The 24,837-nt window shown below is 71.4% G+C and carries 20 protein-coding genes and 1 pseudogene; 8 read left to right on the top strand and 13 right to left on the bottom strand.

The genetic code is table 11. The features are described from left to right. Position 1: 1 nt before the first annotated feature. The 3 genes and pseudogenes from IE325_RS14550 to IE325_RS14560 form a co-directional block, all read right to left on the bottom strand. Positions 2 to 358, bottom strand: a complete 357-nt coding sequence (locus IE325_RS14550; RefSeq protein WP_190070260.1) for a cupin domain-containing protein — start codon at positions 356 to 358, stop codon at positions 2 to 4. 139 nt (positions 359 to 497) lie between these two features. Beyond that, positions 498 to 1,475: a threo-3-hydroxy-L-aspartate ammonia-lyase gene (locus IE325_RS14555; protein WP_190070261.1), complete on the bottom strand. Its 978-nt coding sequence runs from the start codon at positions 1,473 to 1,475 to the stop codon at positions 498 to 500. A 313-nt stretch (positions 1,476 to 1,788) separates the two neighbouring features. Then, positions 1,789 to 2,466 (bottom strand): annotated as a pseudogene (locus IE325_RS14560) (helix-turn-helix transcriptional regulator); the annotation flags it as partial. A 142-nt stretch (positions 2,467 to 2,608) separates the two neighbouring features. On the opposite strand from IE325_RS14560, the gene IE325_RS14565 reads away from it, so the two are divergent. From IE325_RS14565 to IE325_RS14585, 5 genes are all read left to right on the top strand, one after another. Further along, on the top strand, positions 2,609 to 3,784 hold the full coding sequence (locus tag IE325_RS14565; protein WP_190070262.1) for an MFS transporter: 1,176 nt from the start codon (positions 2,609 to 2,611) through the stop codon (positions 3,782 to 3,784). Positions 3,785 to 3,931: 147 nt separating this feature from the next. Continuing rightward, positions 3,932 to 5,695 carry a glycoside hydrolase family 35 protein gene (locus IE325_RS14570; RefSeq protein WP_190070263.1) on the top strand — a complete coding sequence of 588 codons (1,764 nt, stop codon included), beginning with the start codon at positions 3,932 to 3,934 and terminating at the stop codon, positions 5,693 to 5,695. Continuing rightward, the gene (locus IE325_RS14575; RefSeq protein ID WP_190070264.1) at positions 5,695 to 8,031 is read left to right on the top strand and encodes a beta-galactosidase; all 2,337 of its coding nucleotides are present in this window, start codon (positions 5,695 to 5,697) and stop codon (positions 8,029 to 8,031) included. Before IE325_RS14570 ends, IE325_RS14575 begins: the two co-directional genes overlap by 1 nt. A gap of 60 nt (positions 8,032 to 8,091) precedes the next feature. After that, positions 8,092 to 9,159, top strand: coding sequence for a LacI family DNA-binding transcriptional regulator (locus IE325_RS14580; RefSeq protein ID WP_190070265.1), 1,068 nt, complete (start codon positions 8,092 to 8,094; stop codon positions 9,157 to 9,159). Positions 9,160 to 9,300: 141 nt separating this feature from the next. After that, positions 9,301 to 11,997 (top strand): M4 family metallopeptidase, encoded by a 2,697-nt coding sequence (locus tag IE325_RS14585; protein WP_190070266.1) that lies wholly within the window; start codon positions 9,301 to 9,303, stop codon positions 11,995 to 11,997. A 50-nt stretch (positions 11,998 to 12,047) separates the two neighbouring features. On the opposite strand, the gene IE325_RS14590 is transcribed toward IE325_RS14585, so the two are convergent. From IE325_RS14590 to IE325_RS14605, 4 genes are read right to left on the bottom strand one after another with little or no spacing between them, the layout of a single operon-like run. After that, positions 12,048 to 14,027 carry a heavy metal translocating P-type ATPase gene (locus IE325_RS14590; protein ID WP_190070267.1) on the bottom strand — a complete coding sequence of 660 codons (1,980 nt, stop codon included), beginning with the start codon at positions 14,025 to 14,027 and terminating at the stop codon, positions 12,048 to 12,050. 33 nt (positions 14,028 to 14,060) lie between these two features. Then, the gene (locus IE325_RS14595) at positions 14,061 to 14,933 is read right to left on the bottom strand and encodes a metal ABC transporter permease (RefSeq protein ID WP_190070268.1); all 873 of its coding nucleotides are present in this window, start codon (positions 14,931 to 14,933) and stop codon (positions 14,061 to 14,063) included. Continuing rightward, the gene (locus IE325_RS14600; protein WP_229911813.1) at positions 14,930 to 15,730 is read right to left on the bottom strand and encodes a metal ABC transporter ATP-binding protein; all 801 of its coding nucleotides are present in this window, start codon (positions 15,728 to 15,730) and stop codon (positions 14,930 to 14,932) included. Before IE325_RS14600 ends, IE325_RS14595 begins: the two co-directional genes overlap by 4 nt. Beyond that, the gene (locus tag IE325_RS14605) at positions 15,727 to 16,650 is read right to left on the bottom strand and encodes a metal ABC transporter solute-binding protein, Zn/Mn family (protein ID WP_190070269.1); all 924 of its coding nucleotides are present in this window, start codon (positions 16,648 to 16,650) and stop codon (positions 15,727 to 15,729) included. The genes IE325_RS14600 and IE325_RS14605 overlap by 4 nt, the downstream gene beginning before the upstream one ends. A gap of 195 nt (positions 16,651 to 16,845) precedes the next feature. Here IE325_RS14605 and IE325_RS14610 point away from each other — a divergent pair, with 195 nt between their 5' ends. After that, on the top strand, positions 16,846 to 17,283 hold the full coding sequence (locus tag IE325_RS14610) for a glutaredoxin domain-containing protein (RefSeq protein ID WP_190070270.1): 438 nt from the start codon (positions 16,846 to 16,848) through the stop codon (positions 17,281 to 17,283). A gap of 8 nt (positions 17,284 to 17,291) precedes the next feature. On the opposite strand, the gene IE325_RS14615 is transcribed toward IE325_RS14610, so the two are convergent. Then, positions 17,292 to 18,038 carry an SOS response-associated peptidase gene (locus IE325_RS14615; protein WP_190070271.1) on the bottom strand — a complete coding sequence of 249 codons (747 nt, stop codon included), beginning with the start codon at positions 18,036 to 18,038 and terminating at the stop codon, positions 17,292 to 17,294. A 349-nt stretch (positions 18,039 to 18,387) separates the two neighbouring features. Further along, positions 18,388 to 19,146, bottom strand: coding sequence for an SDR family NAD(P)-dependent oxidoreductase (locus IE325_RS14620; protein WP_190070272.1), 759 nt, complete (start codon positions 19,144 to 19,146; stop codon positions 18,388 to 18,390). A gap of 157 nt (positions 19,147 to 19,303) precedes the next feature. Here IE325_RS14620 and IE325_RS14625 point away from each other — a divergent pair, with 157 nt between their 5' ends. Beyond that, positions 19,304 to 19,936 (top strand): TetR/AcrR family transcriptional regulator, encoded by a 633-nt coding sequence (locus IE325_RS14625; RefSeq protein WP_190070273.1) that lies wholly within the window; start codon positions 19,304 to 19,306, stop codon positions 19,934 to 19,936. Positions 19,937 to 19,944: 8 nt separating this feature from the next. Here IE325_RS14625 and IE325_RS14630 read toward each other — a convergent pair whose 3' ends face one another. Together IE325_RS14630 and IE325_RS14635 are read right to left on the bottom strand one after the other, a co-directional pair. Next, the gene (locus IE325_RS14630; RefSeq protein WP_190070274.1) at positions 19,945 to 20,109 is read right to left on the bottom strand and encodes a hypothetical protein; all 165 of its coding nucleotides are present in this window, start codon (positions 20,107 to 20,109) and stop codon (positions 19,945 to 19,947) included. A 96-nt stretch (positions 20,110 to 20,205) separates the two neighbouring features. Then, positions 20,206 to 21,531, bottom strand: coding sequence for a PP2C family protein-serine/threonine phosphatase (locus IE325_RS14635; protein WP_190070275.1), 1,326 nt, complete (start codon positions 21,529 to 21,531; stop codon positions 20,206 to 20,208). 171 nt (positions 21,532 to 21,702) lie between these two features. On the opposite strand from IE325_RS14635, the gene IE325_RS14640 reads away from it, so the two are divergent. Then, the gene (locus IE325_RS14640) at positions 21,703 to 22,227 is read left to right on the top strand and encodes a MepB family protein (protein WP_190070276.1); all 525 of its coding nucleotides are present in this window, start codon (positions 21,703 to 21,705) and stop codon (positions 22,225 to 22,227) included. A 4-nt stretch (positions 22,228 to 22,231) separates the two neighbouring features. Here IE325_RS14640 and IE325_RS14645 read toward each other — a convergent pair whose 3' ends face one another. Next, positions 22,232 to 23,980 (bottom strand): MGH1-like glycoside hydrolase domain-containing protein, encoded by a 1,749-nt coding sequence (locus tag IE325_RS14645; protein WP_190070277.1) that lies wholly within the window; start codon positions 23,978 to 23,980, stop codon positions 22,232 to 22,234. Positions 23,981 to 24,022: 42 nt separating this feature from the next. After that, on the bottom strand, positions 24,023 to 24,784 hold the full coding sequence (locus IE325_RS14650) for a carbohydrate ABC transporter permease (protein ID WP_373315164.1): 762 nt from the start codon (positions 24,782 to 24,784) through the stop codon (positions 24,023 to 24,025). Between the last annotated feature and the right edge of the window lie 53 nt (positions 24,785 to 24,837).

Raw genomic sequence — 24,837 nt, forward strand, 5'->3', positions numbered from 1 at the left:
GCTACTTCTTCCCGTACTCCCTCGCCGTCTGCCCCTGGAAGTCGTAGACGATGACCTGCTCGTCGCCCACGACCCAGGCGTCATGCCCGGGGGAGCAGACGAAGACGTCGCCGGGGCCGACCTCGGTCTCACCGCCATCGTCCATACGGATGTGCATCCGGCCCTGCATCATGTAGCAGTTGTGGTGCATCTGACAGGTCTCGGTGCCCGCGATCTGGGCCAACGACTCCGTCCAGCGCCAGCCGGGCTCGAAGGTCGCCACGGCGAAGTCGAGGTCCGTCATGTGGAGGGCTTCGAGGTGGCCGCGGGGGAAATCACGTCGCTCATCGGGCTTGTCGAGCGTCTTCACTTCCAACATGACGCGCTCCTTTCCGGCCGCGCCTCACCGCGGCCGGAGCCGGTCTCCCCGGCGGCCCTGGACACCGTCGTCGGCGGCCGGCCTCCTACCACTCAATCGTCCGCCCGGCCATCCGGGGTTGCCAACCGGGGGACGCCGCTCAGGACCGGTTTCCACAGAGTTCGGCGAAGCGCCCGGTGTCGATGTTGCCGCCGGAGATGATCACTCCGACCCGGCGGGGTGGCGCACCCGCCCGGCCGGTGAGCAGGGCGGCCAGCGGGGTGGCACCGCTGGGCTCGACGACGATCTTCAGACGCTCGAAGGCGAACCGCATGGCGTCCCGGATCTCATCATCACTGACGAGCACGATCTCGTCGACGAGCCGCCGGTTCACCGAGAACGTCAGTTCTCCCGGGGTGGGCAGCGCCTGTCCGTCGGCGATGGTGTGCGGCACCGGGACGCTGATGCGCCGCCCCGCCTCCAGGGAGCGCTTGGTGTCGTCCCCGGCCTCCGGTTCGACGCCGATCATCCGGATACCCGGGTGCAGCCCCTTGGCCACGGTGGCACTGCCGGCCATCAGCCCGCCCCCGCCGACCGGTGTCAGCAGCGCGCCCAACTCCCCCACCTCTTCGAGGAGTTCGAGAGCGGCGGTGCCCTGCCCGGCCATGATGTGCGGGTGCTCGTACGGCGGGATGACGGTCAGTCCGCGCTCGGCGGCGAGGGCTTCGGCGATGGCGGCGCGGTCCCCGGTGTAGCGGTCGTAGGTGACGATCTCGGCGCCGTAGCCCTCGGTCGCCGCCCGCTTGGAAGGCGGGGCGTCCTCGGGCATGACGATGACCGCGGTGGTGCCGAGTTCCCGGGCGGCCAGGGCGACCGCCTGGGCGTGGTTCCCGGACGAGTAGGCGGCGATACCCCGGCGGAGCTGCTCCGGGGTCAGCCGGGAGGCCGCGTTGTAGGCGCCGCGGAACTTGAAGGCGCCGACGCGCTGGAAGTTCTCGCACTTGAGGAAGACCTCGGCGCCGACACGTTCGTCGAGCGTGCGCGAGCGCAGCACGGGGGTGCGGTGCGCGACGCCCTTGAGCCGCGCGGCGGCGTGGCGGACGTCGTCGAGGGTGACCGGTGGGGTGGTGGTCGTCACGCGTGTCCTCCTGGGGTGTCTTGTCGGTCGTGGGTCGGCCGGTCGCGGATCAGTCGGTCGTAAATCAGTCGGTCGCAGATCGGCCGGTCCCGGATCAGTCGGTCGCCGATTCGTCGCTCGCGGATCGACCGGTTGTCGCCGCCCTCTCGGCCTCGGCCCCGGTCGCGGATCGGCTGGTTGTCGCCGTCGGCTCAGCCTCGACCCCGGTCACGGATCGGCCAGTTGTAGCCACCGTCCCGACCTCGGCCCCGGTCCCGACCCCAGCCCCGCCCTTACCCCCGGCGCGGGCCCTGCCCCCAGCCCCGCCCTCGGCCCCAGCCCCAGCCTCCGTCTCGGCCCGAGCCTGCGACAGATAGCTGTAAGCGGACGCCCGGGAAATCCCGAGCCGCGCCGCGACCTGCTCGATCGCGCGCCGCACGGCGAAGACGCCCCGCTCGTCCAGTCCGCGGAACAGCTCCAGCCGCCGGGCGCGGTCGAGTGCGGCCCAACTGCCGTTCTGCCGGAGCTGGTGGGCGTCGAGGATGGCGTCGACGACGGAGTCGATGTCGTTGCCGAAGGCGGTGACCGGGACGTCGGCAGGGGCCGTGCCGAGGCCGGCGAGGGAGCCGAGCAGGGCGTGGGCGTCGGCCACGGCGGTGACGTCGAGGTTGACGCAGAGGGCGCCGAACACGGTGCCGGTCGAGTCGCGCAGCACGATCGTGGAGGCCTTGACCAGCTTGCCGCCGCGAGTCCGGGTGACGTAGTTCAGCTCGTCGCCCGCCCCGTCGCCGCGCGCGACGATCCGCATGCCGATCTCGCTCATCGCCCCGCCAACGGCCCGCCCGGTCACCGAACCGGCCACGGCGACCACGGACTCCTCCGGCCGCCGGTAGTCATGCAGGACCACCTCGCACATCGGCCCGAACGTCGCCACGAGCCCGTCGACGACCGGCCGCAGCGCGGCGACGATCGCGTCCCGCTCGGACTCCAGGGCCCCCTCATCGGCCGCCATCGCACACTCCTCGGTCCGCTCACTCCCGGCATCACATGCACCGAGCCGAGCTCTAGACTACTCGTCCAATCCCTGTACTGGCAGTCCAAATGCGCCACAGATCTTGACGAGCGGCGAGATGTTACCGGTAACATCACCCACCATGACGCTGACGTCGGCACCTTCGCACCCACGGGTCTTCAGCCCCGCAGCCGTGGTCGCCTCGTGCGTGGGCTTCGTACTCATCGGCGCTCTCCAAGCCCTCTACGGACCCGCGATTCCCGCCTTCCGCGAGGAGTTCGGCCTGTCGCCGTCGGCCGCCGGCCTCGGGCTGAGCGCTCATTTCGTCGGCGGGGTGGCCGGTGTGCTGCTCTTCGACCGGCTGTACGGCCGTATCGGCAACCAGCAAATCCTCGGCGCGTCGTATCTGCTGATGGCCGTCGGCGCAGCCGGTTTCGCGCTCGCCCCGAACTGGCCGACCGCCCTGGCGACGGCCCTGCTGGCCGGGCTCGGCTTCGGCGGCATCGACTACGGCCTCAACCAGCTGTTCGCGGTCGGCTTCGGCCACCGTTCGACGGCCATGCTCAACATCCTCAACGCCCACTTCGGCATCGGCGCGATCCTCGGCCCGGCCCTGATCGGCGCGGTCGGCTCCACGCACTACCCCGCGGTGTTCCTCGGCTTCGCGCTGGCCAACCTGCCGCTGCTGCTGTGCCTGCGCGGGGTACGGGACCGGGCGCCGGAGCCGTCCGGGACGGCGGCCACGGAGGCACCCGGCGGTTCGGCTCTCACGCGCAGCCTCGGTTCCGTGCTCGCCGTGTTCGTCGCCCTGTACGTCCTGCACGTCGGCATCGAGGCCGGTGTCGGCGGCTGGGAACCGACGCATCTGGAGACCGTCGGCTACTCGGCCGGGGTCGCCGCGACCGCCACGTCCGTGTACTGGCTGATGATGACCGTCGGCCGCTTTCTGGTCGCCCCGATCGCGCTGCGGTTCTCGGCGCAGGCCATCATCACGGTCTCGTGCACGGGCATGACGGTCTGTCTGCTGCTCGCCACGGTGCCGGGACTGGCGCCGTACGCGTACGCCGGTGTCGGCCTCTTCATCGCGCCGATCTTCCCCACCGGCCTGCCCTGGCTCCATCGGGCCGCCCCACGGGCCCGCCGGGCGGGCGCCCTGGTCATCGCCGCGTCGATGGTCGGCGGGGTGGTCGCGGGCCCGGCACTCGGCAAGGCCATCGAGTGGTCCGGCATCCGCAGCGTCCCCCTCATCCTGGGCGCCGTCTCGGCCCTGTGCCTGGCGGCGACCGTCTGGCTGACCCGTACGACACGCGCTCGCTGACGGCGCAGCAGGCGCTCGCACCGACCCGCACGACACACCGCCGCTCGGCTCGGGGCGGACCCGATCACCCCCAAGACCGACACCCCCTCGGCGACCACCCCTCCCCTCCCCTCCCCCGCCCCCTCCAATAGAAGGGAACTCCCCCGCATGCCCGCTCTGACCACCTCATCCGACGGCTTCCTCCTCCACGGCGAGCCCTTCCGGATCGTCTCCGGAGCCATGCACTACTTCCGGATCCACCCCGACCAATGGGCCGACCGACTGCGCAAGGCACGCCTCATGGGCCTCAACGCGGTCGAGACGTACGTGCCGTGGAATCTGCACCAGCCCGACCCAGAGGCACCCCTCGTCCTCGAAGGCCTCCTCGATCTCCCCCGCTACCTCCGGCTCGCCCAGGCCGAAGGCCTGCACGTCCTGCTGCGCCCGGGCCCGTTCATCTGCGCCGAGTGGGACGACGGCGGCCTCCCCGCGTGGCTCATCGCGGACCCCGACATCCGCCTCCGCTCCAGCGACCCCCGCTTCACCACCGCCTTCGACCGCTACCTCGACGCACTGCTCCCCGCGCTGCAGCCGCACATGGCCGCGGCCGGCGGCCCGATCATCGCCGTACAGGTCGAGAACGAGTACGGCGCCTACGGCGACGACACCGCATACCTCAAGCACGTCGAATCGGCCTTCCGCACCCGCGGCGTGGAGGAGCTGCTCTTCACCTGCGACCAGGCCAACCCCGCCCACCTGGCCACCGGCGGCCTCCCCGGCGTCCTGGCGACCGCCACCTTCGGCAGCCGGGTCGACCAGAACCTCGCGGAGCTGCGCAGGCATCAGCCCGAAGGCCCCCTGATGTGCGCGGAGTTCTGGATCGGCTGGTTCGACCACTGGGGCGGTCCGCACCACGTACGGGACGCGGCCGACGCCGCCGCGGACCTGGACCGGCTGCTGTCGGCCGGCGCCTCGGTCAACATCTACATGTTCCACGGCGGCACCAACTTCGGCTTCACGAACGGCGCGAACCACAAGCACGCCTACGAACCCACCGTCACGTCCTACGACTACGACGCGGCCCTCACCGAATGCGGCGACCCCGGCCCCAAGTACCACGCCTTCCGCGAGATCATCGCCCGCCACCTGCCCGTCCCCGAGGAGCCCGTCCCGGCAGTCGGCCCCAAACTCCCGCCCATCACCGTCGAGTTGGACCGCCGGGCACCCCTCCTGCCCCATGCGAAGGCCCTCGCCGAGCCCGTCCGCACCGAGCACCCTGCGACGATGAACGACCTCGGCCTGCACACCGGTTACGCCCTCTACCGCACCACCTTCGACACGGCCGGCGACGGCCTGCTGCACTTCGCGGGCGGTGTCGGTGACCGCGCCCAGGTCTTCATCGACGGCGCCCCCAGCGGCGTACTGGAACGCGAACGCCACGACGAGACCCTGCCCATCCGTGTCCCGCACCCCGGCGCCACGCTGGAGGTGCTGGTCGAGAACATGGGCGGCGTCAACTACGGCCCCCGCATCGGCGCACCCAAGGGCCTCCTCGGCCCCGTCACCTTCAACGGCAACCCCCTCCACGGCTGGGACTGCCACCCGCTCCCCCTGGACGACCTGAGCGCTCTCCACTTCACCCCCGCCACCACCGGCGCCTCCTCCGAACCCGCCTTCCACCACGGCACGTTCGACATCGGCACCCCGGCCGACACCTTCCTCGCCCTCCCCGGCTGGACCAAGGGCCAGGCCTGGATCAACGGCTTCCACCTGGGCCGCTACTGGAACCGCGGCCCCCAGCGCACCCTCTACGTCCCCGCCCCGATCCTGCGCCCCGGCACCAACGACCTGATCGTCCTCGAACTGCACGCCACCACCGGCACCCGGGCCCAGCTCACCGATACCCCCGACCTCGGCGCGGAGATCGACTGATGCCCCGCCCGCGCGTCCTGCGCATCCCAGCCCCCTCCGCTCCCCCACTCACCGCGCACCTCCCCTTCTCCGACGCGCCCGGCGTCCCCGACCCGATCGAGGTCACCGGCCGTTGGCTCACGCGTGGGGGACGGCCGTGGTTCCCGGTCTCCGGCGAGTTCCACTACTCCCGCTACCCCGCCGGGGAATGGGAGGAGGAGCTGCTGAAGATGAAGGCCGGTGGGGTGACGGCCGTCGCGAGCTATGTCATCTGGATCCATCACGAGGAGATCGAGGGCCGTATCCGCTTCGACGGCGACCTCGACCTGCGCCGCTTCGCCGAGCTGTGCGCCCGCCATGGCCTGGATTTCATCCCGCGTTTCGGCCCCTGGTCCCACGCGGAGGTACGCGGCGGCGGCCTGCCCGACTGGCTGCTCGCCCGCGACTGCACACCCCGCACCGACGACCCGGCGTATCTGGAGCCGGTGCGCACCTGGTTCACGGCCGTCGCCGAGCAACTGCGCGGCCTCGACCGCGCCCACGGCGGCCCGATCATCGCCATCCAGATCGAGAACGAGCTGTACGACCAGCCCGGCCATCTCCTCACCCTGAAACGAATGGCACAGGAGGCCGGGCTGAGCGCTCCACTGTGGACGTCGACCGCGTGGGGCGGCGTCCAGCTCCCCGGTGACGAGCTGTTCCCGCTCTACGGCGGCTATCCCGAGGCGTTCTGGACCGAGGCGGACGGCGGCTGGCCCGACACCTGCCGCAAGCACTTCTTCTTCACCCACCAGCGGGACGACGAGGGCATCGGTGCCGATCTGCGCCCGACCACCGTCCGGGGCGGCGACCCCGACGTCCACGCGGACCGATTCCCCTGGGCCACCTGCGAGTTGGGCGGCGGCATGGCGGTGGCCTACCACCGGCGTCCGCGCCTGGACGCCGCCGACATCGGCGCGCTGGGGCTCACCAAGATCGGCTGCGGTTCGGTGTGGCAGGGCTACTACATGTTCCACGGCGGCACGAACCCGCTGGGCGAGCGTTCCACCCTCCAGGAGTCCCACGCCACCGCCTACCCGAACGACCTGCCGGTCCTGACGTACGACTTCCAGGCGCCGCTCGGCGAATACGGCCAGTACCGGCCCTCCTACGACGAACTGCGCCTCCCGCACCTGATGCTGGCCGACTTCGGGCATCTCATCGCGCCCATGGAGTCCGTACTGCCAACACAACGACCCGAAGGGCAGCACGACCGGGGCACACTCCGGTGGGCCGTCCGCAGCGACGGTGACTCGGGGTTCCTGTTCGTCAACAACCACCAGCCGCACGAGCCGCTGCCCGACCACCCCGGCACCTCCTTCACGGTCGAATTCCCGGGCGGGGCACGGGCGTTGACGCTGCCCAGCTCTCCGGTGACCGTGCCCACCGGGGCGTACTTCTGCTGGCCGCTACGACTCGACGTCGCCGGTGTGCGGCTGGACTGGGCGACCGCGCAGCCCGTGTGCACGGTCGACCTGGACGGCCGTACGGTCCTGGTGCTCGCCGCCACCGACGGCATCGCACCCGAACTCGCCCTGGACGCGGGCACGGTGGCGTCGGTCGCCGCGCCGTCCGGGGATGTCGCCGACGAGGACGGCCGGATCCTGATCACCGGGCTGTGGCCCGGTACGGACGCGCTGGTCGAGGTGACGGCGGCGGACGGGCGGCGGGTCGGGCTGCTGGTGCTGGATGCCGCGACGGCTCGTACCGTCTATCGGGGTACGGCGTGGAGTGCCGAGCGGCTGATGCTGTGCGCGGACGGGGTCGTCTTCGACGGTGGTGAGGTACGGGTGCACAGCACGGCGCCGGAGTCGTCGTTCGCGATGCTGCCGGCGCCGGTCGAGAACGGCGAGGCGGACGGGGTGTTCACCCGGTACAGCCTCCCGGCGGACGGCACCGAGCCCTTCGACGCACCGGTCGTCCTCGTACGGCCCGCCGGTCCCGCGCCCGAGCCCTCGACGGGTGTCCTGGGGCGGGCGAGTGTCCCCGCCGACAAGTACTTCGACACTGTGGCCGCCGAGTACCGCATCGACGTACCGGAGGATCTCCCGGAGGGAGCCGTGCTGCGGCTGCACTGGAGCGGGGACGTGGGGCGGGCGCATGTGGGAGACGCGCTGGTCGCCGACCAGTTCTTCTCGGGGCGGGTCTGGGACATCGGCCGGCTCCCGGCGGGGGTGGCGCTGCGGGTGCGGGTGCTGCCACTGCACGCAGAGGCCGCGGTCCATGTGCCGGGAGACGCGAGGGAGGCGGCGCTGGTGGCCGGGGTGACGCGTGCCGAGTGGGTCGTGCGGCGGGTTCGGGCGGTCGGGGCGAGCTGAGGATGCCCGCCCTATGCTGGGAAACCCCACCGCCCTGACGATCCCGAGGGAACAGCGATCATGACCCGAAGCTCCGCCGACGGCTCCGCTCCGAGAGGGCGCAGCAGACGGAACTTCGCGGGCGCGCGCCCCGTGATGGACGATGTGGCGCGGCTGGCCGGGGTCTCCAAGCAGACCGTCTCCCGTGTCCTGAACGACCATCCGTCGGTGCGGGCCGAGACCCGGGAGACGGTGCTGAGCGCCATGCGGACGCTGGGCTACCGGCCGAGCCGCAGTGCCAGGTCACTGGCCAGCGGGCGGACCCGGATGGTCGGGGTGATCTCCTTCGACGCCGCCCGTTACGGCCCGGCGAGCATCCTCACCGCGATCAACACCGCGGCGCAGGAGGCCGGTTACCTGCTCAGCTCCATCGCCCTGGACACGGCCGAGCCCGACACCGTGGTCGAGGCGGTGAACCGGCTGTCCGCCGAGGGCGCGGACGGGGTGATCGCCATCGCCCCACAGCTGTGGGTGGGCAAGGCCCTGGCGGACACCCGCCTCGACACCCCCCTGGTCGTGCTGGAGAACGGCTTCGACGCCGACACCCAGCAGGTCACCGGCGACTCCCGGACGGGGGCCCGCAAGGCCGTCGAGCATCTGCTGGGCCTTGGGCACCGTACGGTGTGGCACATCGCGGGCCCGACCGGCTGGACCTCGGCCGATCACCGGCTGGGCAGTTGGCAGGCCTCTCTGGAGGCGGCGGGCGTCGAGGTGCCGGATCCGCTGATCGGCGACTGGAGCGCCGAGTCGGGCTACGAGCTGGGCCGGAGTCTGGCCCGCCGCCCGGACGTCACGGCCGTGTTCGTTTCCAACGACCAGATGGCTCTCGGTCTGCTGCACGCCCTGCACGAAGCGGGCCGCTCCGTCCCCGGCGACATCAGTGTCGTGGGCTACGACGACATCCCCGAGGCCGCGCATTTCCTGCCCCCGTTGACCACGGTGCGTACGGACTTCGCCGAGATCGGCACGCGTTCGCTGCGGCTGCTCCTCGACCGGCTCGACGGCGCCGCCGAACCGTCCCGGGCCGAGTCGCTGGTCCCGGTCGACCTGGTGGTGCGCCGCAGCAGCGGCCCGGCGCCAGGCCGCTGACCACCTTCTTCCCCCCTACGGCCGGAAGTCACCGGTGGGCCGGATCGCCCCGTTGATACGACCGCGCATCGCCGCTTCGATGACCTCTGGCCGGGCGGCACTCCGCTCCCGGCACCGCGACCGAGGGGGGTCTGGGAGACCATGCGTCACCGAAGAGGAAGACAAGCGATCGGTTTACCGGGTGCGGCGGCGCTGTTGAGCGTCGCCGCACTCGTCGTTCCGGCGGCACCCGCCCATGCGGCACAGACCGGGCCGACGCTGGTACAGGGCATCCGCGAGCAGGCCCCCGCCGAGGGCAGCGCGGCGGACGCGGCCCGCGCCTATCTCGACGGCAAGGAGAGCCGGTACCGGATCGCCGACCCGGAGCGCGATCTGGTGCCCGCCGCGACGACCACCACCGGCGACCGGGAGGCCGTCCGGCTCCAGCAGCGGCACCGGGGCGTGCCCGTCCTCGGCGGCCAGTACATCGTCCGTATGGAACGGGAGGACGGCGAGCGCGTCGTCACCGGCACCTCCGGCAGGTACTTCACCGGGCTGAGCGTCGGCACGACGCCCGAGGTGGGCGAGGCGCTCGCCGTCGAGCGTGCGGTGAACGCCGTGCGCACGGAACTCAGTGACCGGCGCTTCGCCGAGCCCGAGGAGATCGAGGGCACCCCGCGCGGGCTGGTCGTCCTGCCCAACGGGTCCGGCGTCCTCACCTGGCACATCACCGTGCACGGCGGCGGGGAACCCGTGCGCCGCGAGGTCTACGTCGACGCCCGCGCCGGATATCCGTTGCTGGAGTACAGCGGGATCAAGACGTTCGGCGCGCCACACACACCGCGCGCCCCACAACGCTCGCTAGCCGCCGAGCAGGGCACGGGCGTCAAGCTGGACGGCACGACGGTCGACCTCGCCGTCGACCACGACGCCGACCGCGGCCTGTACGTATTGCGCGACCGCACCCGCCTCCCCTCCGACCACGTCCTGTCGACCTGGGACGCGCGCGGCAAGTGGGCCGCCGATGTGGGCGGGCAGTGGCCCGAGGGCATCCAGGAGTTCGCGTCACCGACCCCGGCGTTCGGCGGCGAGGCCACCGACTCGGGTGCCGTCGACGCGCACTGGGCGGCGGGTAAGGTATACGACTACTTCAAGGCCAGGCACGGCCGCGACAGCCTCGACGGTCGCGGGATGACCGTCAACTCCCTGGTGGGCGTGACCGATTACGGGCAGCCGTACGTCAACGCCTTCTGGGACGGCCAGAAGATGGTGTACGGCAACGGCGACGCCGAGTACCGCCCGCTGTCCGCGGCCCTGGACGTCGTGGGCCACGAGATGACGCACGGCGTGATCGAGCACTCCGCGAACCTCGTCTACGCCGGCCAGTCCGGTGCGCTGAACGAGGCGATCGCCGACTACTTCGGCAATGCCATCGAGGCCGATGTGTACGGCGTCCCGGCCTCGGACCCGGACTCCGGTCTGCTGGGCGAGCGGCTGTGCCGGACGAAGTCCCCGCGCGAATGCGCCCTGCGCGATCTGGGCGACGGGCGGACCACCGCGAAGTCCTTCCTCGGCGTCGGCTTCTCCACCGACAGCGGCGGCGTCCACCTCAACTCGACCATAGTCGGCGGCGCGCTGTGGGACGCCCGTGAGGAGCTGGGCGCCGAGGTGATGGACCAGGTCGTCTACCGGGCGCTGACCGAGTACCTCACCCCGCTCGACGGTTTCACCGAGGCGCGGGCCGCCGTACTCGCGGCGGCGCGGGACCTCGGGATCCCGGCGTCCGGCCAAAAGGCGCTGCAGCGTGCCTTCACCGCCCACGGCATAGTGCCGGGCTGGGAGTCGGCGCTGGGGGTGGACTCCGACGTGCTCCTCGACCGGGTCAACACGACACGGACGGACCTGGGCGCGGGCGGCGGCTGGTGGGCGGCGTCCAAGTCCAACGAGGAGGGCTCGGAGCCGTACTCGGTGTGGGCGGGCCGTGCCGACGGCGAGGGTTCGCCCAGGCTGATGAGCCCCAACGACGGCCGCTATCACGTCAATCCGGCGACCGACGGAAAGACGGTGGTGTGGCAGGCGTACGGCGCCGACGGAGTCGACGTGCTGGCCAGGCCCGTCGCGGGCGGCCCCGTGAAGAAGCTCTGGCACGGCAGGACGCCCGGCAGTTCGGTGGACGTCGACGGCGACCTCGTGGCCTTCGACTACGTCACCTATGGCGGGCGCCGGGCGGTGGCCTATCTGAGCATCAAGGACCCTGCGAACGTCGAGTCGATCGGCGGGGGCACCTACCACCGGGCCTGGTCACCGTCGGTGAGCCACGGCAAGGTCGCCTACCAGGAGCGGCGGCGGGTGCGCGCCGAGTACGCGGTCGGCACGCGGGTCATCGATGTCGCGACGGGCGAGAACAAGCAGATCCAGCTCGCCTCGGACGGCACGAGCCTCGGCCCGACGGCCATCAACGGCACGCATGTCTTCTGGCTGCTGGACGACGATGCGACCGACGGGCAGACCGCCCTGCGCCGAGCCACGCTGGACGGTTCCGCCGTCGTGGACCTCAGCCCGGAGACCGGCCCGGACGCCCTCAATGCCTACGCCCTGACGGCCTCCGAGGACACGGTGACGGTCGGCGCCTACCTGGCCGACGCTCCGCTCAGCAATGAATCGGCGCCCAAGCTGCATCAGTTCGCCGCGTCAGGCGCGCCCGAGGCTCCGGCTACCCGCAAGGGCCGGGTCTCCTGCAACCGGGGCGAGCAGTCGTCGGCGGCGGCGGTGGCGGGCGGTCAGGTGGTGTGGCTGGACTCGACGACCGGCATCACCGATGTGGTGACCCGGGCCCGGCCGGCGGGCCGCTGCGGCTGACACCACCAGGACCCCGAGGAGCCCCGCGTCAGGGGCCGTTGACCACCCGGTCAGCGGCCCCGACCGCCGTCGTCCGCCGCCCGCCGCCAGGCCGCGTCCCGCAGCAGCCGCAGACCGTTCAGGCCCACGAGGACCGTCGATCCCTCGTGGCCCGCGACGCCGAGCGGCAGCGGCAGACTGCCGGCCAGGTCCCAGACGACGAGCCCCGCGATGCACACTCCGGCGATCACGAGGTTCTGCACGACGAGTGTCCGGGCGCGGCGGGAGAGGGCGACGGTGGTGGGGACGGCGGCGAGTTCGTCGCGGACGATCACCGCGTCGGCGGTCTCCAGGGCCAGGTCGGACCCCGCCCCGCCCATGGCGACGCCGATATGGGCGGCGGCCAGCGCGGGCGCGTCGTTGACGCCGTCCCCGACGACCATCACCGTGCGGCCGTCGCCCTGCATCTCCTTGACCGCGTCCAGCTTGTCCTGGGGCAGCAGCCCGGCCCGCACGTCCTCGATGCCGGCCTCGGCGGCGAGATGCGCGGCGGCCCGGGGGTTGTCGCCGGTGAGGAGGGTCGGGGCGGTGCCGGTGAGCCTGGTGAGGGCGGTGACGGTGGCGGTCGCGTCGGGGCGCAGCCGGTCGGCGATGCCGAGCACCGCGGCGGGCCTGCCGTCCACGACCACGAGGATGGCGGTACGGCCGGATGCCTCGACCTCTCCGGCCAGTGCGGCGACCTCGGCGTCCGGTTCGGCGAACACTCGGGTGGGGGCGCCCACTTCGACCGTACGGCCCTGGACGACGGCTCGCACGCCGACCCCGGGCGCGGACGAGAACTCCCGGGCGGCCGGCAGGTCGAGGTGCCGTTCCCGCGCGGCGTCCACGACGGCGCGGCCCAGCGGGTGCTCGCTGGGATACTCGGCGGCAGCGGCGAGCGTCAGCAACTCACCTTCCTTCAGGCCGAGTTCGGGCAGCAGCCGTACGTCCACGACCCGCGGTGTGCCCTCGGTGAGGGTGCCGGTCTTGTCCAGTGCGACGGCGTCGATCCGGCCGAGGCGCTCCATGACCACGGCCGACTTCACGAGCACGCCGTGCCGGCCGGCGTTGGCGATGGCCGACAGCAGGGGCGGCATGGTGGCCAGGACCACCGCGCACGGCGAGGCCACGATCATGAAGGTCATCGCGCGCAACAGGGCCTCGGAGAACGCCTCACCGAAAGCGAGCGGCACCGCGAACACGGCGAGCGTCGCGGCCACCATGGCCAGCGAGTAGCGCTGTTCGACCTTCTCGATGAACAGCTGTGTGGGTGCCTTGGTCTCGGAGGCCTCCTCCACCATCCGTACGATGCGGGCGATCACGGAGTCGGAGGCGTCCCGCTCGACCCGGACCCGCAGTGCGCCGGTGCCGTTGAGGGTGCCCGCGAACACCTCGTCGCCCGGCCCCTTCGCCACCGGGAGGGGCTCTCCGGTGATGCTCGCCTGGTCCACCTCACTGGCACCGTCCAGCACCCGCCCGTCGGCCCCGACCCGCTCGCCGGGCCGTACAAGGACGAGATCGCCGACCGTCAACTCCTCGACGGCGACGGTCTGTTCAGTTCCGTCGGGGGCGATCCGGGTGGCCGTCGCGGGGGCCAGGTCGAGCAGGCCGCGCACCGAGTCCGCGGTGCGTGCGGTGGCGAGGGCCTCCAGGGCACCCGAGGTCGCGAAGATGACGATGAGCAGGGCGCCGTCCATCACCTGCCCGATCGAGGCGGCCCCGAGGGCGGCGACGACCATCAGCAGATCGACGTCGAGGGTCCTGTCCTTCAGCGCCTTGAGCCCCTCCCAGCCCGGCTCCCAGCCGCCGGTGACGTAGGACAGCGCGTAGAGCGTGCCCCAGGTCCAAGCGGGCGCCCCGGCGAGTTGGAGGGGCAGCGCGAGCAGGAACAGCGCGGTGGCCGCGCCGGCCCAGCGGACCTCCGGCAGCGCGAGGAGCCGGGTGCGCCGCCGGGGCACGGCAGGTGCGGAAGCCGCTGTGTCGGCCGACGGTGAGGTGAGCGTGGACGTCATGCGTCCACCATAGAGGAATAGATGAAGACTCGTTCATGCCTTCATGCTGACCATGCCGATCTGCCGGGTTCGGCGGCCACCCGCCCCTCTGCACACCAGGTAGATCCCGAACGAGATCGTCGTGACATACGGGCTGATGGGGATGCTGCCGCCCAGTGCCAGCAGGATGCCGCCCTCGATGGAGGCCACCGCGAACACCACGCTCAGGACGGGCAGCAGCACCGGCGAGGCCGTGACCCGGGCCGCGGCCGCCGCGGGCGTGACGACGAGGGTGAGGACCAGCAGCGCGCCGACGATCTGCACGGACAGCGCGACCGCGAGCCCCAGCACGATCATGAAGGCGAACGACAGCCCTCGCACCGGCACACCCCGCGCCTCGGCCACCTCCGGGTCGGCACTGGCGAAGGTGAGCGGTCGCCACAGCACCGCGAGCGCGACCAGCACCACGGCCGAGGTACCGAGCAGCCAGGACATCTGCGGGGTGTCGACGGCGACGATCTGGCCTGTGAGCAGGCCGAACTTGTTGGCCGCCCGCCCCTTGTAGAGCGCGAGGAAGAGCACGCCGAGCCCGAGTCCGAACGGCATGATGACGCCGATCACCGAGTTCCGGTCCCGGGCCCGCGAACCGAGCACCCCGATCGCCCCGGCCGCGATCAACGACCCGACGATCGAGCCGGCCACGATGTTCACGCCGAGCAACAAGGCGGCCGAGGCACCGGCGAAGGACAGCTCGCTGATCCCGTGCACCGCGAACGGCAGATCCCGCATGATCACGAACACGCCGACCAGGCCGCCGACGAGACCGAGCGCGGCCCCGGCGACGAGGGAGTTGCGGACCAGGGCGAGCAGTTCGCCGTAGTGGTCGAAGCTGAAGATCTGCTGCCAGATCCCCTGGGCGAGGGTCATGACCGCACCCCGTGCGGCGACTCGTCGGGTGCGCCGACGACCACGACCCGGTCCCGTACCCGCACGACGTCGACCTGTGTGCCGTAGAGCCGGGTCAGCGCCTCGGAGGTGAGCACCTCCTCGGGTGTGCCGACACGGTGGCCGCCGCGCGCGAGGTAGAGCACGCGGTCCACGAGTCCGAGGACGGGGTTGATCTCGTGGGTCACGAAGATCACCGCCGTGCCGTGGGAGCGACGCCGGGCGTCGACCAGTTCCGCGACGGCACGCTGGTGGTGCAGGTCGAGGGAGAGCAGCGGTTCGTCGCAGAGGAGGATCCGCGGGTCGGTCGCCAGCGCCTGCCCGATGCGTACGCGTTGCCGTTCGCCGCCGGAGAGCAGTCCGACGGGTACGTCCGCATAGGGGGCGGCTCCGACCGAGGCCAGGATCTCGTCCACGCGACGGCGTACGGCGGCGGTGCGCGGCCGGGGTCCGAAACGGTGCCCGTCGATGCCGAAGCGGACCAGGTCGCGGGCGCGCAGCATCGCCTGCGCGGAGAGCGACGCCTGCTGGGGGACGTAGCCGATGTGTCCGCTGCCGCGCCGGGGCGGGCTGCCCAGGACCGTGAGGGTGCCGGCGGCGAGCCGGCGCTGTCCGAGCAGGGCGCGTACGAAGCTGGTCTTCCCGGATCCGTTGGGGCCGAGCACGGCCACGAACTCGCCCGCGTGCACGTCGAGTTCGAGGTTCTGCCACAGCGTGCGCTCGCCGTAGGAGAGGGCCGCGCCGCGCAGGCTGATCACGGCGTCGGCGGACGTGCTCACTTGGCCAGCGCGCTCGCGAGCGCGTCGATGTTTTCGGTCATCCAGCCGAGGTAGTCCTTGCCCTTGGGGAGCGTCTCGGTGACGGGGACGACGGGGATTCCGGCGGCCTTGGCCGCCTGTTCGGCCTTCTCGGTCTGCGGTCCGGAGGTCTGCTCGTTGTACACGAGCGCCTTGACCTTCTTGCCGGTGAACAGTGCCAGCGTGTCCTGGAGTGTCCTCGGGGAGACGTCGTCGCCTTCCTCGATGGCTTCGCTGAACGCGGCGGGTGTCGCGTTCCGCAGCCCACTGGCCTCGATCATGTACAGCGGCACGGGTTCGGTGATGGCGACCGCCTCACCGCCGTGCTCGGCCTTGATCCGGGCTTCCTTCTGCTCCAGCGGGCCGAGTTGCCGCTCGAATTCCTTCGCGTTCTTGGTGAAGGTGGCGGCGTCGGCCGGGTCGGCCTTGGTGAGGGCGGCGGCGATGCGGTCGGCGAGGCGCGCGACGGTGGGGAAGTCGTACCAGACGTGCTCGTTGAGTTCCCCGCCCGAGGGCGCGGTCTTCCCGGAGACCTTGACGGCGTTGATGACCTCGGGGGTCGAGCCGTCGCTCTTCAGCATGCGGTCGATGAAGTCGTCGTATCCGCCGCCGTTCTCGATGACGACCTTCGCCTTGGACAGGGCCAGTCGGTTCTGGGTGCTGGCCTCGTAGGAGTGCGGGTCCTGGTCGGGGTCGCTGATGACGGAGGTGACCGCGACTTTCGCGCCGCCTATGCGCTCGGCCAGGTCGCCGTAGACGTTGGTCGAGGCCACGACGGGGATGGCGGAGGCCGCTTCGGTGTCGCCGTCGTCGGCTGAGGAACTGCCGCAGCCCGTTAGGAGGATCAGGCAGCCGCCGGCTATCAGTGGGGCGAGCGACCGGGACGACGATGATATGGGCATGTGTGCCTCCGAGCAGGGCGAATGGTCCGCCGAGCTCGATCCGTCCCGGCTTCGGGCCCACGTTAAATGAAAACGGATGTCAAAACCGCCGCGTGTCGGTCCCCAGGGCCAACCCTTACCGAGAACTCACCTTGCCGCGGTCGCCCGCTCTGGACCGGTGTCTCGCCTCACGACCCACCGATAGCCTTCATCCTCATGAAGCGAGCCTGGTTCTTGCCGATGCTGCTGGTGCTCTGTGGCTCAGTCCTCGCGGCCGGGCTGATCACCAGCGGGACTCCGGGCGCGGCCGTGGCTCTCCTGCTGGTGTTCGTGCTGCTCACAGGGGTGACCTCGCCGCTGATCTTCCCGAGGCCGATGGGCGCTCTGGAGGCTCAGCGTCGCAGCGCGGACGACGGTCGGCCGGTCGTGTTCTGGCGACCGGGCTGCATGTACTGCGTGCGACTGCGCATCCGGCTGGGCCGAAACGCCCGCCGGATGCACTGGGTCGACATCTGGCGCGACCCGGACGGAGCGGCGGCGGTGCGGGCGGCCAACGACGGCAACGAGACCGTGCCGACCGTCATCGTGGAAGGCCGACCGCACACCAACCCCGATCCCGCTTGGGTGCGCGAGCAGCTCTCCCGTTCCGCGTGATCGAGGGCTCAGGGCGCGGGCACCTCGTCCAGGAGCTGAGGGCCGTTGTTGGAGACGCTGTTGACGGCCGGTGAGACCGGGCGGGCGTCGAGATGGCCGTTCGCCGGCTGGACGAGCAGGGCGCGCAGGTCGTCCGTGGACCGATGGTGCGGGTCGAGCCAGGCGTCGTAGTGGTCGGGGGTGAGGGCGAGGGGCATGCGTGGGTGGATCCGGCCTGCGGCGTCGGTGGCCTCGGTGGTGATGATGGTGCAGGTCAGCAGCCAGGCGGCGGGGTCGTCGCCGTCCTTGATCGCCGGGTCGCGCCAGAATTCGTACAGCCCGGCGAGGGCCAGGACCTGGCCGTCCTCCGGGTGGATGAAGTAGGGCTGCTTACGGGTCTTGCCCGACTTGGCGTCCTTGACCGCGTCCCACTCGTAGAAGCCGTCGGCCGGCAGCAGACAGCGGCGTTTGACGAACGCGCCGCGGAAGGCGGGCTTCTCGTGCACTGTCTCCACGCGCGCGTTGATCAGCCGCGCGCCGATCTTCACGTCCTTCGCCCATGAGGGCACGAGCCCCCAGCGCAGCGGTCGCAGCCGGCGCCGGGCCGGGGCGTCCTCGCCTTCGCCGCGCGGGGCGCGCTCCAGGACCGCCCACACCTCGTCGGTCGGAGCGACGTTCCAGCTCGGCGCCAGCGTTTCCTCCGGATGCCACTCCGAGACCTGGAACAGCTGGGCGAGGTCCTCGGGGCTGCGGGTGGAGGCGTAGCGGCCGCACATACGGCCACTGTGCCACGGCGCGGTGCGTCGGTCCTGCGGAGCAGGTCGGCGCGGCCCGCCGCTGGGGCCAGGTCGCGTACGCACGGTTGCCGCGTGCGTGACGGCACGAGTGCAGGGCCGGAGGAGAGGCTGAGCGCCGACTGCCACGCAAGGCTCGCGGAAGCGTGGACGCCGTCCGCGATCGTGGACAAGGCGGGCCATCCGCGGCACCACGCCCTCACCGGCAGACCGCTCCCCCACCACCCCGCACGCTCCTCCGCCCACGGCGCCCGTACCGCCGAAGAAGCCCTGGCCCCCGGCCCGGCAGCCGAACCAGGGCGGCCCCACGAAGGGAGGTCAAGCGCGTCGACTACGCGGCGCCCGTGCCGGAGTGCGCCAGCAGAGCCGTGGGGTGGGCCTGCTCCACCCGGTCGCGGCGGGTGTACATGTCCCAGTAGTGCTCGGCGAGTTCGTCCGGGTGGACGACGGGGAACTCCATGCCGTCGAAACTGACGTCGGTCTCGCCCTGAGGCGACACCTGGGCGTTCTCGGCCGCCTCGCTCCCGGTGATCATGGCGCCGATGGTGAGGGTGCCGGCGTAGACGCCGGTGCCGGCGAGTTCGCCGTTGAGGCAGTAGACGTAGTTGCGGACGGCGGACATCAGCGGGCCGGGGCCACTGAGGTTGGGCGTCGGGTGCAGGGCCGTCAGACCGGTGGTCACCAGGACGGCGCCGTCGCCGCGTCCGGTCATCTCCGGCAGCACCGCGCGGACCACCTCGACCGGGGTCAGCAGGAGCAGCCGGGAGTACGCCTCCAGGGTCGCCGCGTCCAGCTGCGCGGCCGGGGCGAAGGAGACGTCGCCGCCGATCGGGCCGTACTCGATGACGTCGATCCGGCCGAAGTGCTCGCGGATGGCGGCCACCAGGGCCGGGACCCCGGTCGGGTCGGACAGGTCGGCCGGGAACGCGGCGGCCTCGATGCCCTCGTCGGCGAGCCGGGCGACGAGGGCATCCAGCCGGTCCTTGCGGCGGGCGACCAGGGCGACCCGGAAGCCTTCGCGGCCGAAGCGGCGGGCGACGGACACACCGAGACCGGTACCGGCGCCGAAGACGGCGATCACCTTGGACATGGGGTTCTCCTTGCCAACAGAGTTATCTTGACATGAGGGTCAACTTCCTCCGCGACCGTAACACATAACTTGACCATAGGGTCAAGTTAAGGCCGTCGAAGCCCGGCGCGATGGATGCGACCATGGACGGCGAACACACGACGAGGAGGACCAACTGATGCGGGCCGACGCGCAACGCAACGCGGAGAAGCTGCGGACGGCCGCAGCCGAGCTCTTCCGTGAACGCGGACTCCAGGCCCCGCTGAAGGAGATCGCCCGCCGCGCCGGAGTCAGCCACGGCACGCTCTACAACCTCTTCGGCACCCGCGAGGCCCTCATCGACGAGGTCGTCACCGACCTGGCCGCGGACCGGCTCGAGGAGGTGGCCCGGCACGCCCTGGCGCAGGACGACGCCTGGGACGGATTCGTGTACTACATCGAGACGCTCTGCGAGCTACAGGTCACCGACGCCGCCATCAGCGACGTGGTCGCCGGGCGCTACCCGAACGCCGAGCGGCTGATGGCCCTGTGCGGACGGGCCCGCGACGCCGCCACCCGCATCATCGAACGGGCCCACGAGTCCGGCGCGCTGCGACCCGACTTCACCGGCGAGGACCTGGTCTTCGTCTTCGCCACCAACGCCGTGCTGTCCCGGGCCGTCAAGGACACCGCCGCCCCCGACGCCTGGCGCAGAGGCATCGCCTTCGTCCTCGACGGCCTGCGCACCGAGGCCGCCCACCCGCTGCCCACGGCTCCCCTGACAGGGCAGCAGCTGTACGAGGTCATGGCCAACGTGGCCGCCGCGCGGTAGCCCTACCGTCACCTGACCACGACGATGCAGGTGGCCCGGGGCCCGTACTCGTCGGCCTGCGACTCGCACTGCTGCCGATTGATCTCACTGCTGCGGCCCAACACCCACAGGACCGCGAAGAAGGCCGCCACCATGACCAGGCCGAAGAGGATCCCCACCACAATGTCCCTCATGCCTCTCGGACACCTCCCGCAGTAGCCGCGTGCCGCGGTCACGGTACGGAGGGTTTCCCGGGAGGGGTCCCAGAACCTGTCGGCAGGGGCTCGGTCTCAGTCGCGCGGGGTGCGAAGGGCCAGCAGGGCCAGGTCGTCGTGGCCGTCGCTGGGGCGGTGGTCGGCGAGGTACCGCACGAAGTCGTCCAGGGGCAACCGCGCCTGCTCCGCCGCGAGTTCGGCCAGCTCGGCCAGACCCTGGTCGATGGAGTGGTCGCGGTGTTCGACGAGGCCGTCGGTGAAGAAGAGCACGGTGGCCCCGGCGGGCACGGGACGGGTGTGGTCGGGACGGTACTGGGTGATGTCGACCGCCAGTGGCAGACCGGGCTCGCCGTGGAGGTATTCCGTGTGGCGGTCGGGGGTGACCAGGAGCGGGGGCGGGTGGCCGGCCGAGCTCCAGTGCAGTGTCCAGCCGTCTTCCGCCGGTTCGATGCGTGCGAGGCAGGCGGTGGTGACGGGCAGATCGGTGATGGCGTTCAGGGTGCGGTCGAGTTGGGTGAGCACGCTGCTGGGCGGGGTGAAGCGGTCGAACAGCAGGGCCCGCAGCATGTTGCGGGTCTGGGCCATGGCGGCGGCCGCGCGGATGTCGTGGCCGACGACGTCTCCGATCACGACGGCGCAGGCGTTGTCGGGCAGCCAGAGGGCGTCGTACCAGTCCCCGCCGAGGTGGGCGGGGGTCAGCGCGGGGCGGTAGACGGCCGCGGCGGTGAAGGGGCGCAGGTCGGGCAGTGTGGGCAGCAGGAGTCGCTGGAAGTGTTCGGCGCTGTCGCGGACCTGCTCGAACAGGCGGACGTTCTCGATCGCGATGCCGGCGGCGCCGGCCAGGGCGATGACGATGTCCTCGTCGTCGTGGTCGAAGGGCCTGCCGTCATGGCGTTCGGAGAGGTAGAGGTCGCCGTAGATGGTGCCGCGGACACTGATGGCGACGCCGAGCAGGGTGCGGATGTGCGGGTGGCCGGGCGGGAACCCCACCGAGGCGGGGTGGGAGGGGATCTCGTCGACGCGCAAGGGTTCGGGGTGGTGGATGAGATGCCCCAGGACACCTCGCCCGTGGGGGAAGTCGATCCCCGCCAGGTCGGCGCGCTCGGGCTCCGTCAGGCCGGCCGTGATGAACTGCGCCAGTTCCTCACCGGACTCGTTCAGCACTCCGAGCGCGCCGTAGCGGGCGCCGACCAGGTCCATGGCGGTGGTGACGATACGGTGCAGCACCGCGGGCAGATCCATCTCCCTGCTGATCGCCAGCACCGCTTCCAGCAGGCCCTGCAGCCGGTCCTTGGCGGTGGCCAGCTCCCGCAGCTGGGCGGCGATCTCTTCCAACTGGTCGTCCAGGCGCAGCGTCGGGTCAGGGATCGACTGTCCGTGTGCGTCCCCGTCGGCCGCCATCACGGGCGTCCGGCGGCCTCGGTGGGGGTCATGTGCTCGCGTCGCCTTCCCGTGCACCCGCGGTCTCCTGGCCGACCGTGATCGATCCGCACAGGCTGACGCATTCACCCGGCCCCATCATCCCATTACTCCGAAAGCGGCGCGGCGGGCGCGTGCTGGCAGGATGGGCGGATGACGGCTGATCAGCCCTGGTCAGGGCTCCACGGCGACCTGCTCGCGGCGAAGACATCGGTGTACGACCCGAGCGGCTTCACCTGCTCCCCGCCGGTGCCCGAACCGGAGAGCGCCGAGTACGCGGCGCACGGGTTCACCCTCGACGGGCTGTCGGTGCGGTTCCGCGTGGCCAGGACCACCCCTACCAAGGTGGGCCAGTTCGTCACCGTGTGGCAGCGGTCCGCGGACGGCCCCATCCGGCCCTTCGACATCGAGGACGGAGTCGACCTCCTCGTCATCAGCAGCCGCGACGGCGGCTACTTCGGACAGTTCGTGTTCCCGCGAGAGGAGTTGTGCCGGCGCGGCATCGTGTCCCGGAACGGCTCCGGCGGCAAGCGAGGCTTCCGCGTCTACCCGCCGTGGGTGACGACGACCAGCCGCCAGGCAGGCAGCTCCCAGGCGTGGCAGGTGAGGTTCTTCCTCTCCGTCGGGGAGTTCGAGCCGGTCGACACGGCCCGCGCCCACTTCCTGTACCACCCCTAGTCGGTCAGCGGGATGGGGAGGCATACCGGAGCTCGTGGGCCTCGGCGAGGAGGAGGTAGCTGCTGGCCGTCCAGGTGTAGGCGCGGTCGCGCAGGCCCCGGCCCGTGAGGGCGTCGAAGTTCTCGGCGAAGCCGTGGTTCTCGCACAGGGCCCGGAAGCGTGCGCTGATCTCGTCGGCGAGCCGGTGGTGGCCGCTGCGGCGCAGGCCGTTCTCGATCAGGACCGTGGCAGGCGCCCAGATGGGGCCGCGCCAGTAGCCGTCGGGGCGATAGTGGGGGGATGTCGGCAGCTCGGTGGCCAGGCCGTACGGCGTCAGATGCGGCTCGATCCCGGCGGCCAGCGCCTTGGCGACGTCCTCGGGCAGGTGCTCCCCCAGGGCGATCGGCATCAGGTCGAGCAGGCTGGAGCTGCTCCGGACCTCGCCGCTGTCGACGCCCCGTGCGACGAACCGCTCCCCGGTCCAGAGCTCGTCGAGCATCGCCGCCTGTATGTCCTGCGCGTGCCGCGTCCACTCGTGCGCGGCGTCGGCGAGGCCGAGTTCGTCGGCCAGTGCCGCGAGTTCGCGCAGTTGCAGGGCGAGGAACGCGGCGAGGTCGGCGGTGACGACGACGCGTTCGGCGTCGAAGTCGGTGGCGTTGTCCCAGCCGCTGTCATTGCCGTGCTGATAGTGGGGCAGCGTGGCGTCCGGGGCCCGGCGCGCGGTGAGCCAGAAGTCCGTCCAGTCCCGCAACCGGTCGTAGATCTCGGTGAGTTCGGCACGGTCGAGGGGTTCGGGTAGGCGCCCGCGCAGTTGGCTCAGGGCCCAGCCGTGGATGGGCGGCTTGACGAAATTACGCAGGACCTCCGAGTGCGTCACCGAGTCGGGCAGGGCTCCGCTCTCGTCCTGGTGGTCGAAGGGCAGCGAGAACTGGTCCCGGGCCAGTGCGGGCGCACCGGGTGCCAGGGCGAGGGCGTTGAAGCAGTGGTCCCAGCTCCAGACCTTGTCCATCCAGTGCTTCGACATCAGCACCGCGGGCCGGGTGACGAATCCCGCCGGATCGACGGTCGCCGACCACAGGACATACACGGCGAGTTCGGCCGCCGGGGTGCGCGAGGAGCGCCAAGGGGCCACCGAGTCGGCGAACGCCCCGAAGTCCCGCTCAGCCGCGGCCACCACCGCGCCGAAACCCGCCACGGCGGTATACGGGCCGCGCGCGCTGTCGATTTCCTCGATGGCGACCTCCCAGGTCCCGCCGCCCTCCACGCCGACCGTGAGACCGCGCTCGGCATCGCCCAGTGCCTGGCCCCCGTCGGTGTCGCGCACGACGCCCGACAGCACGGTGACGCGATAGCGGCGCCCGGTCTCGTACGAGGTGAACACATGGGCCCCGTCGACCGGATCCCGGAAGAAGTAGGTGCCCGTGAAGGGCGTCAGCCGCCGCGCCGCCGCCGCGATGCGCAGGTCGGCCCCGTCGCCGCGCAGACGCACGGTGTCCGGCGACTCGTAGGCGAGGCCGATCCGTCCGCCCTCGGGAGTGGTCCAGCTCAGGAGGCTCGGTGTCGCGGTGATGTGGGTGTCGGCCCGCTCGCCGGTCGTGGCGTCGAGGGGGACGAGGCTCAGCACGGCGTGCATGCCGTTCTGGTGGGAGACGAGGTGGAGGTCGTCGGCGTACGACTTCTCGGCCAGTACCGGGGAGATGCCGAACCAGGAGCCGCGGGTGCTGAACGGGATGTCGTGGACGGAGAAGGCCGGGCCGGATCGGGCTGCGGTCATGCAGGATTACTCGATTCTTCAGCTGGGGTCGCCCGTGGGGGCTCAGTCCTTGACGGCTCCGGCGCTGACGCCGGCGGCGACATAGCGCTGGGCGAGGACGAGGATCACGGCCGCGGGGAGTGAGGCCACGACGGCGGTGGCCATGATGGCGTTCCACTCCTGGTTGTTGTTGCCGATGTAGTGGTAGATCCCGAGGGTGATCGGCTCGTGGGGGCCGCCGTTGACGAGGGTGCCGGCGAACACGAAGTCGGACCAGGACCACAGGAACGCGAACAGCGACACCGTGACGACGGCATTGCGGCTCATCGGCAGCACGATCGACCAGAAGGTGCGTACGAGCCCGGCTCCGTCGGTCCTCGCGGCCTGGAGGAGTTCCTCCGGGATGCCGGACATGAACGCGGTGAAGATCAGCACCGCGAACGGGACGGCCAGGGTGGAGTCGGCGACGATCAGGCCGGGGACGGACTGGAGCAGGCCGAGTTGGAGGTAGATGGCGTAGAAGCCCATCGCCATGATGATGCCGGGGATCATCTGGGCGACCAGGAAGAGGAAGCCGAGCACGCCGCCGCCCCGTGGGCGCAGTTTGGCGAGTGCGTAGCCGGCCGGGGCGGCCAGGGCCACGGTCAGGGCGACCGTGCCCAGGCCGATGAGGAGGCTGGTGGCGAGGTAGGGCAACTGCTCGTCCAGGACGGCCCGGTAGCCCTCGAAGGTGGGGTGTGCGGGGAACAGTTCCGGCGGGCTCGCACGCATGTCCTGTTCGCGGGTGAGGGAGACGTTGAGCATCCAGTAGACCGGGAAGAGCATGATCCCGGTGAGGAGGAGGCCGGCGGCCGTCTTCCACCACGTACGGCGGGGGC

The sequence above is a fragment of the Streptomyces lanatus genome (assembly GCF_014655715.1).
Taxonomy (GTDB): domain Bacteria; phylum Actinomycetota; class Actinomycetes; order Streptomycetales; family Streptomycetaceae; genus Streptomyces; species Streptomyces lanatus.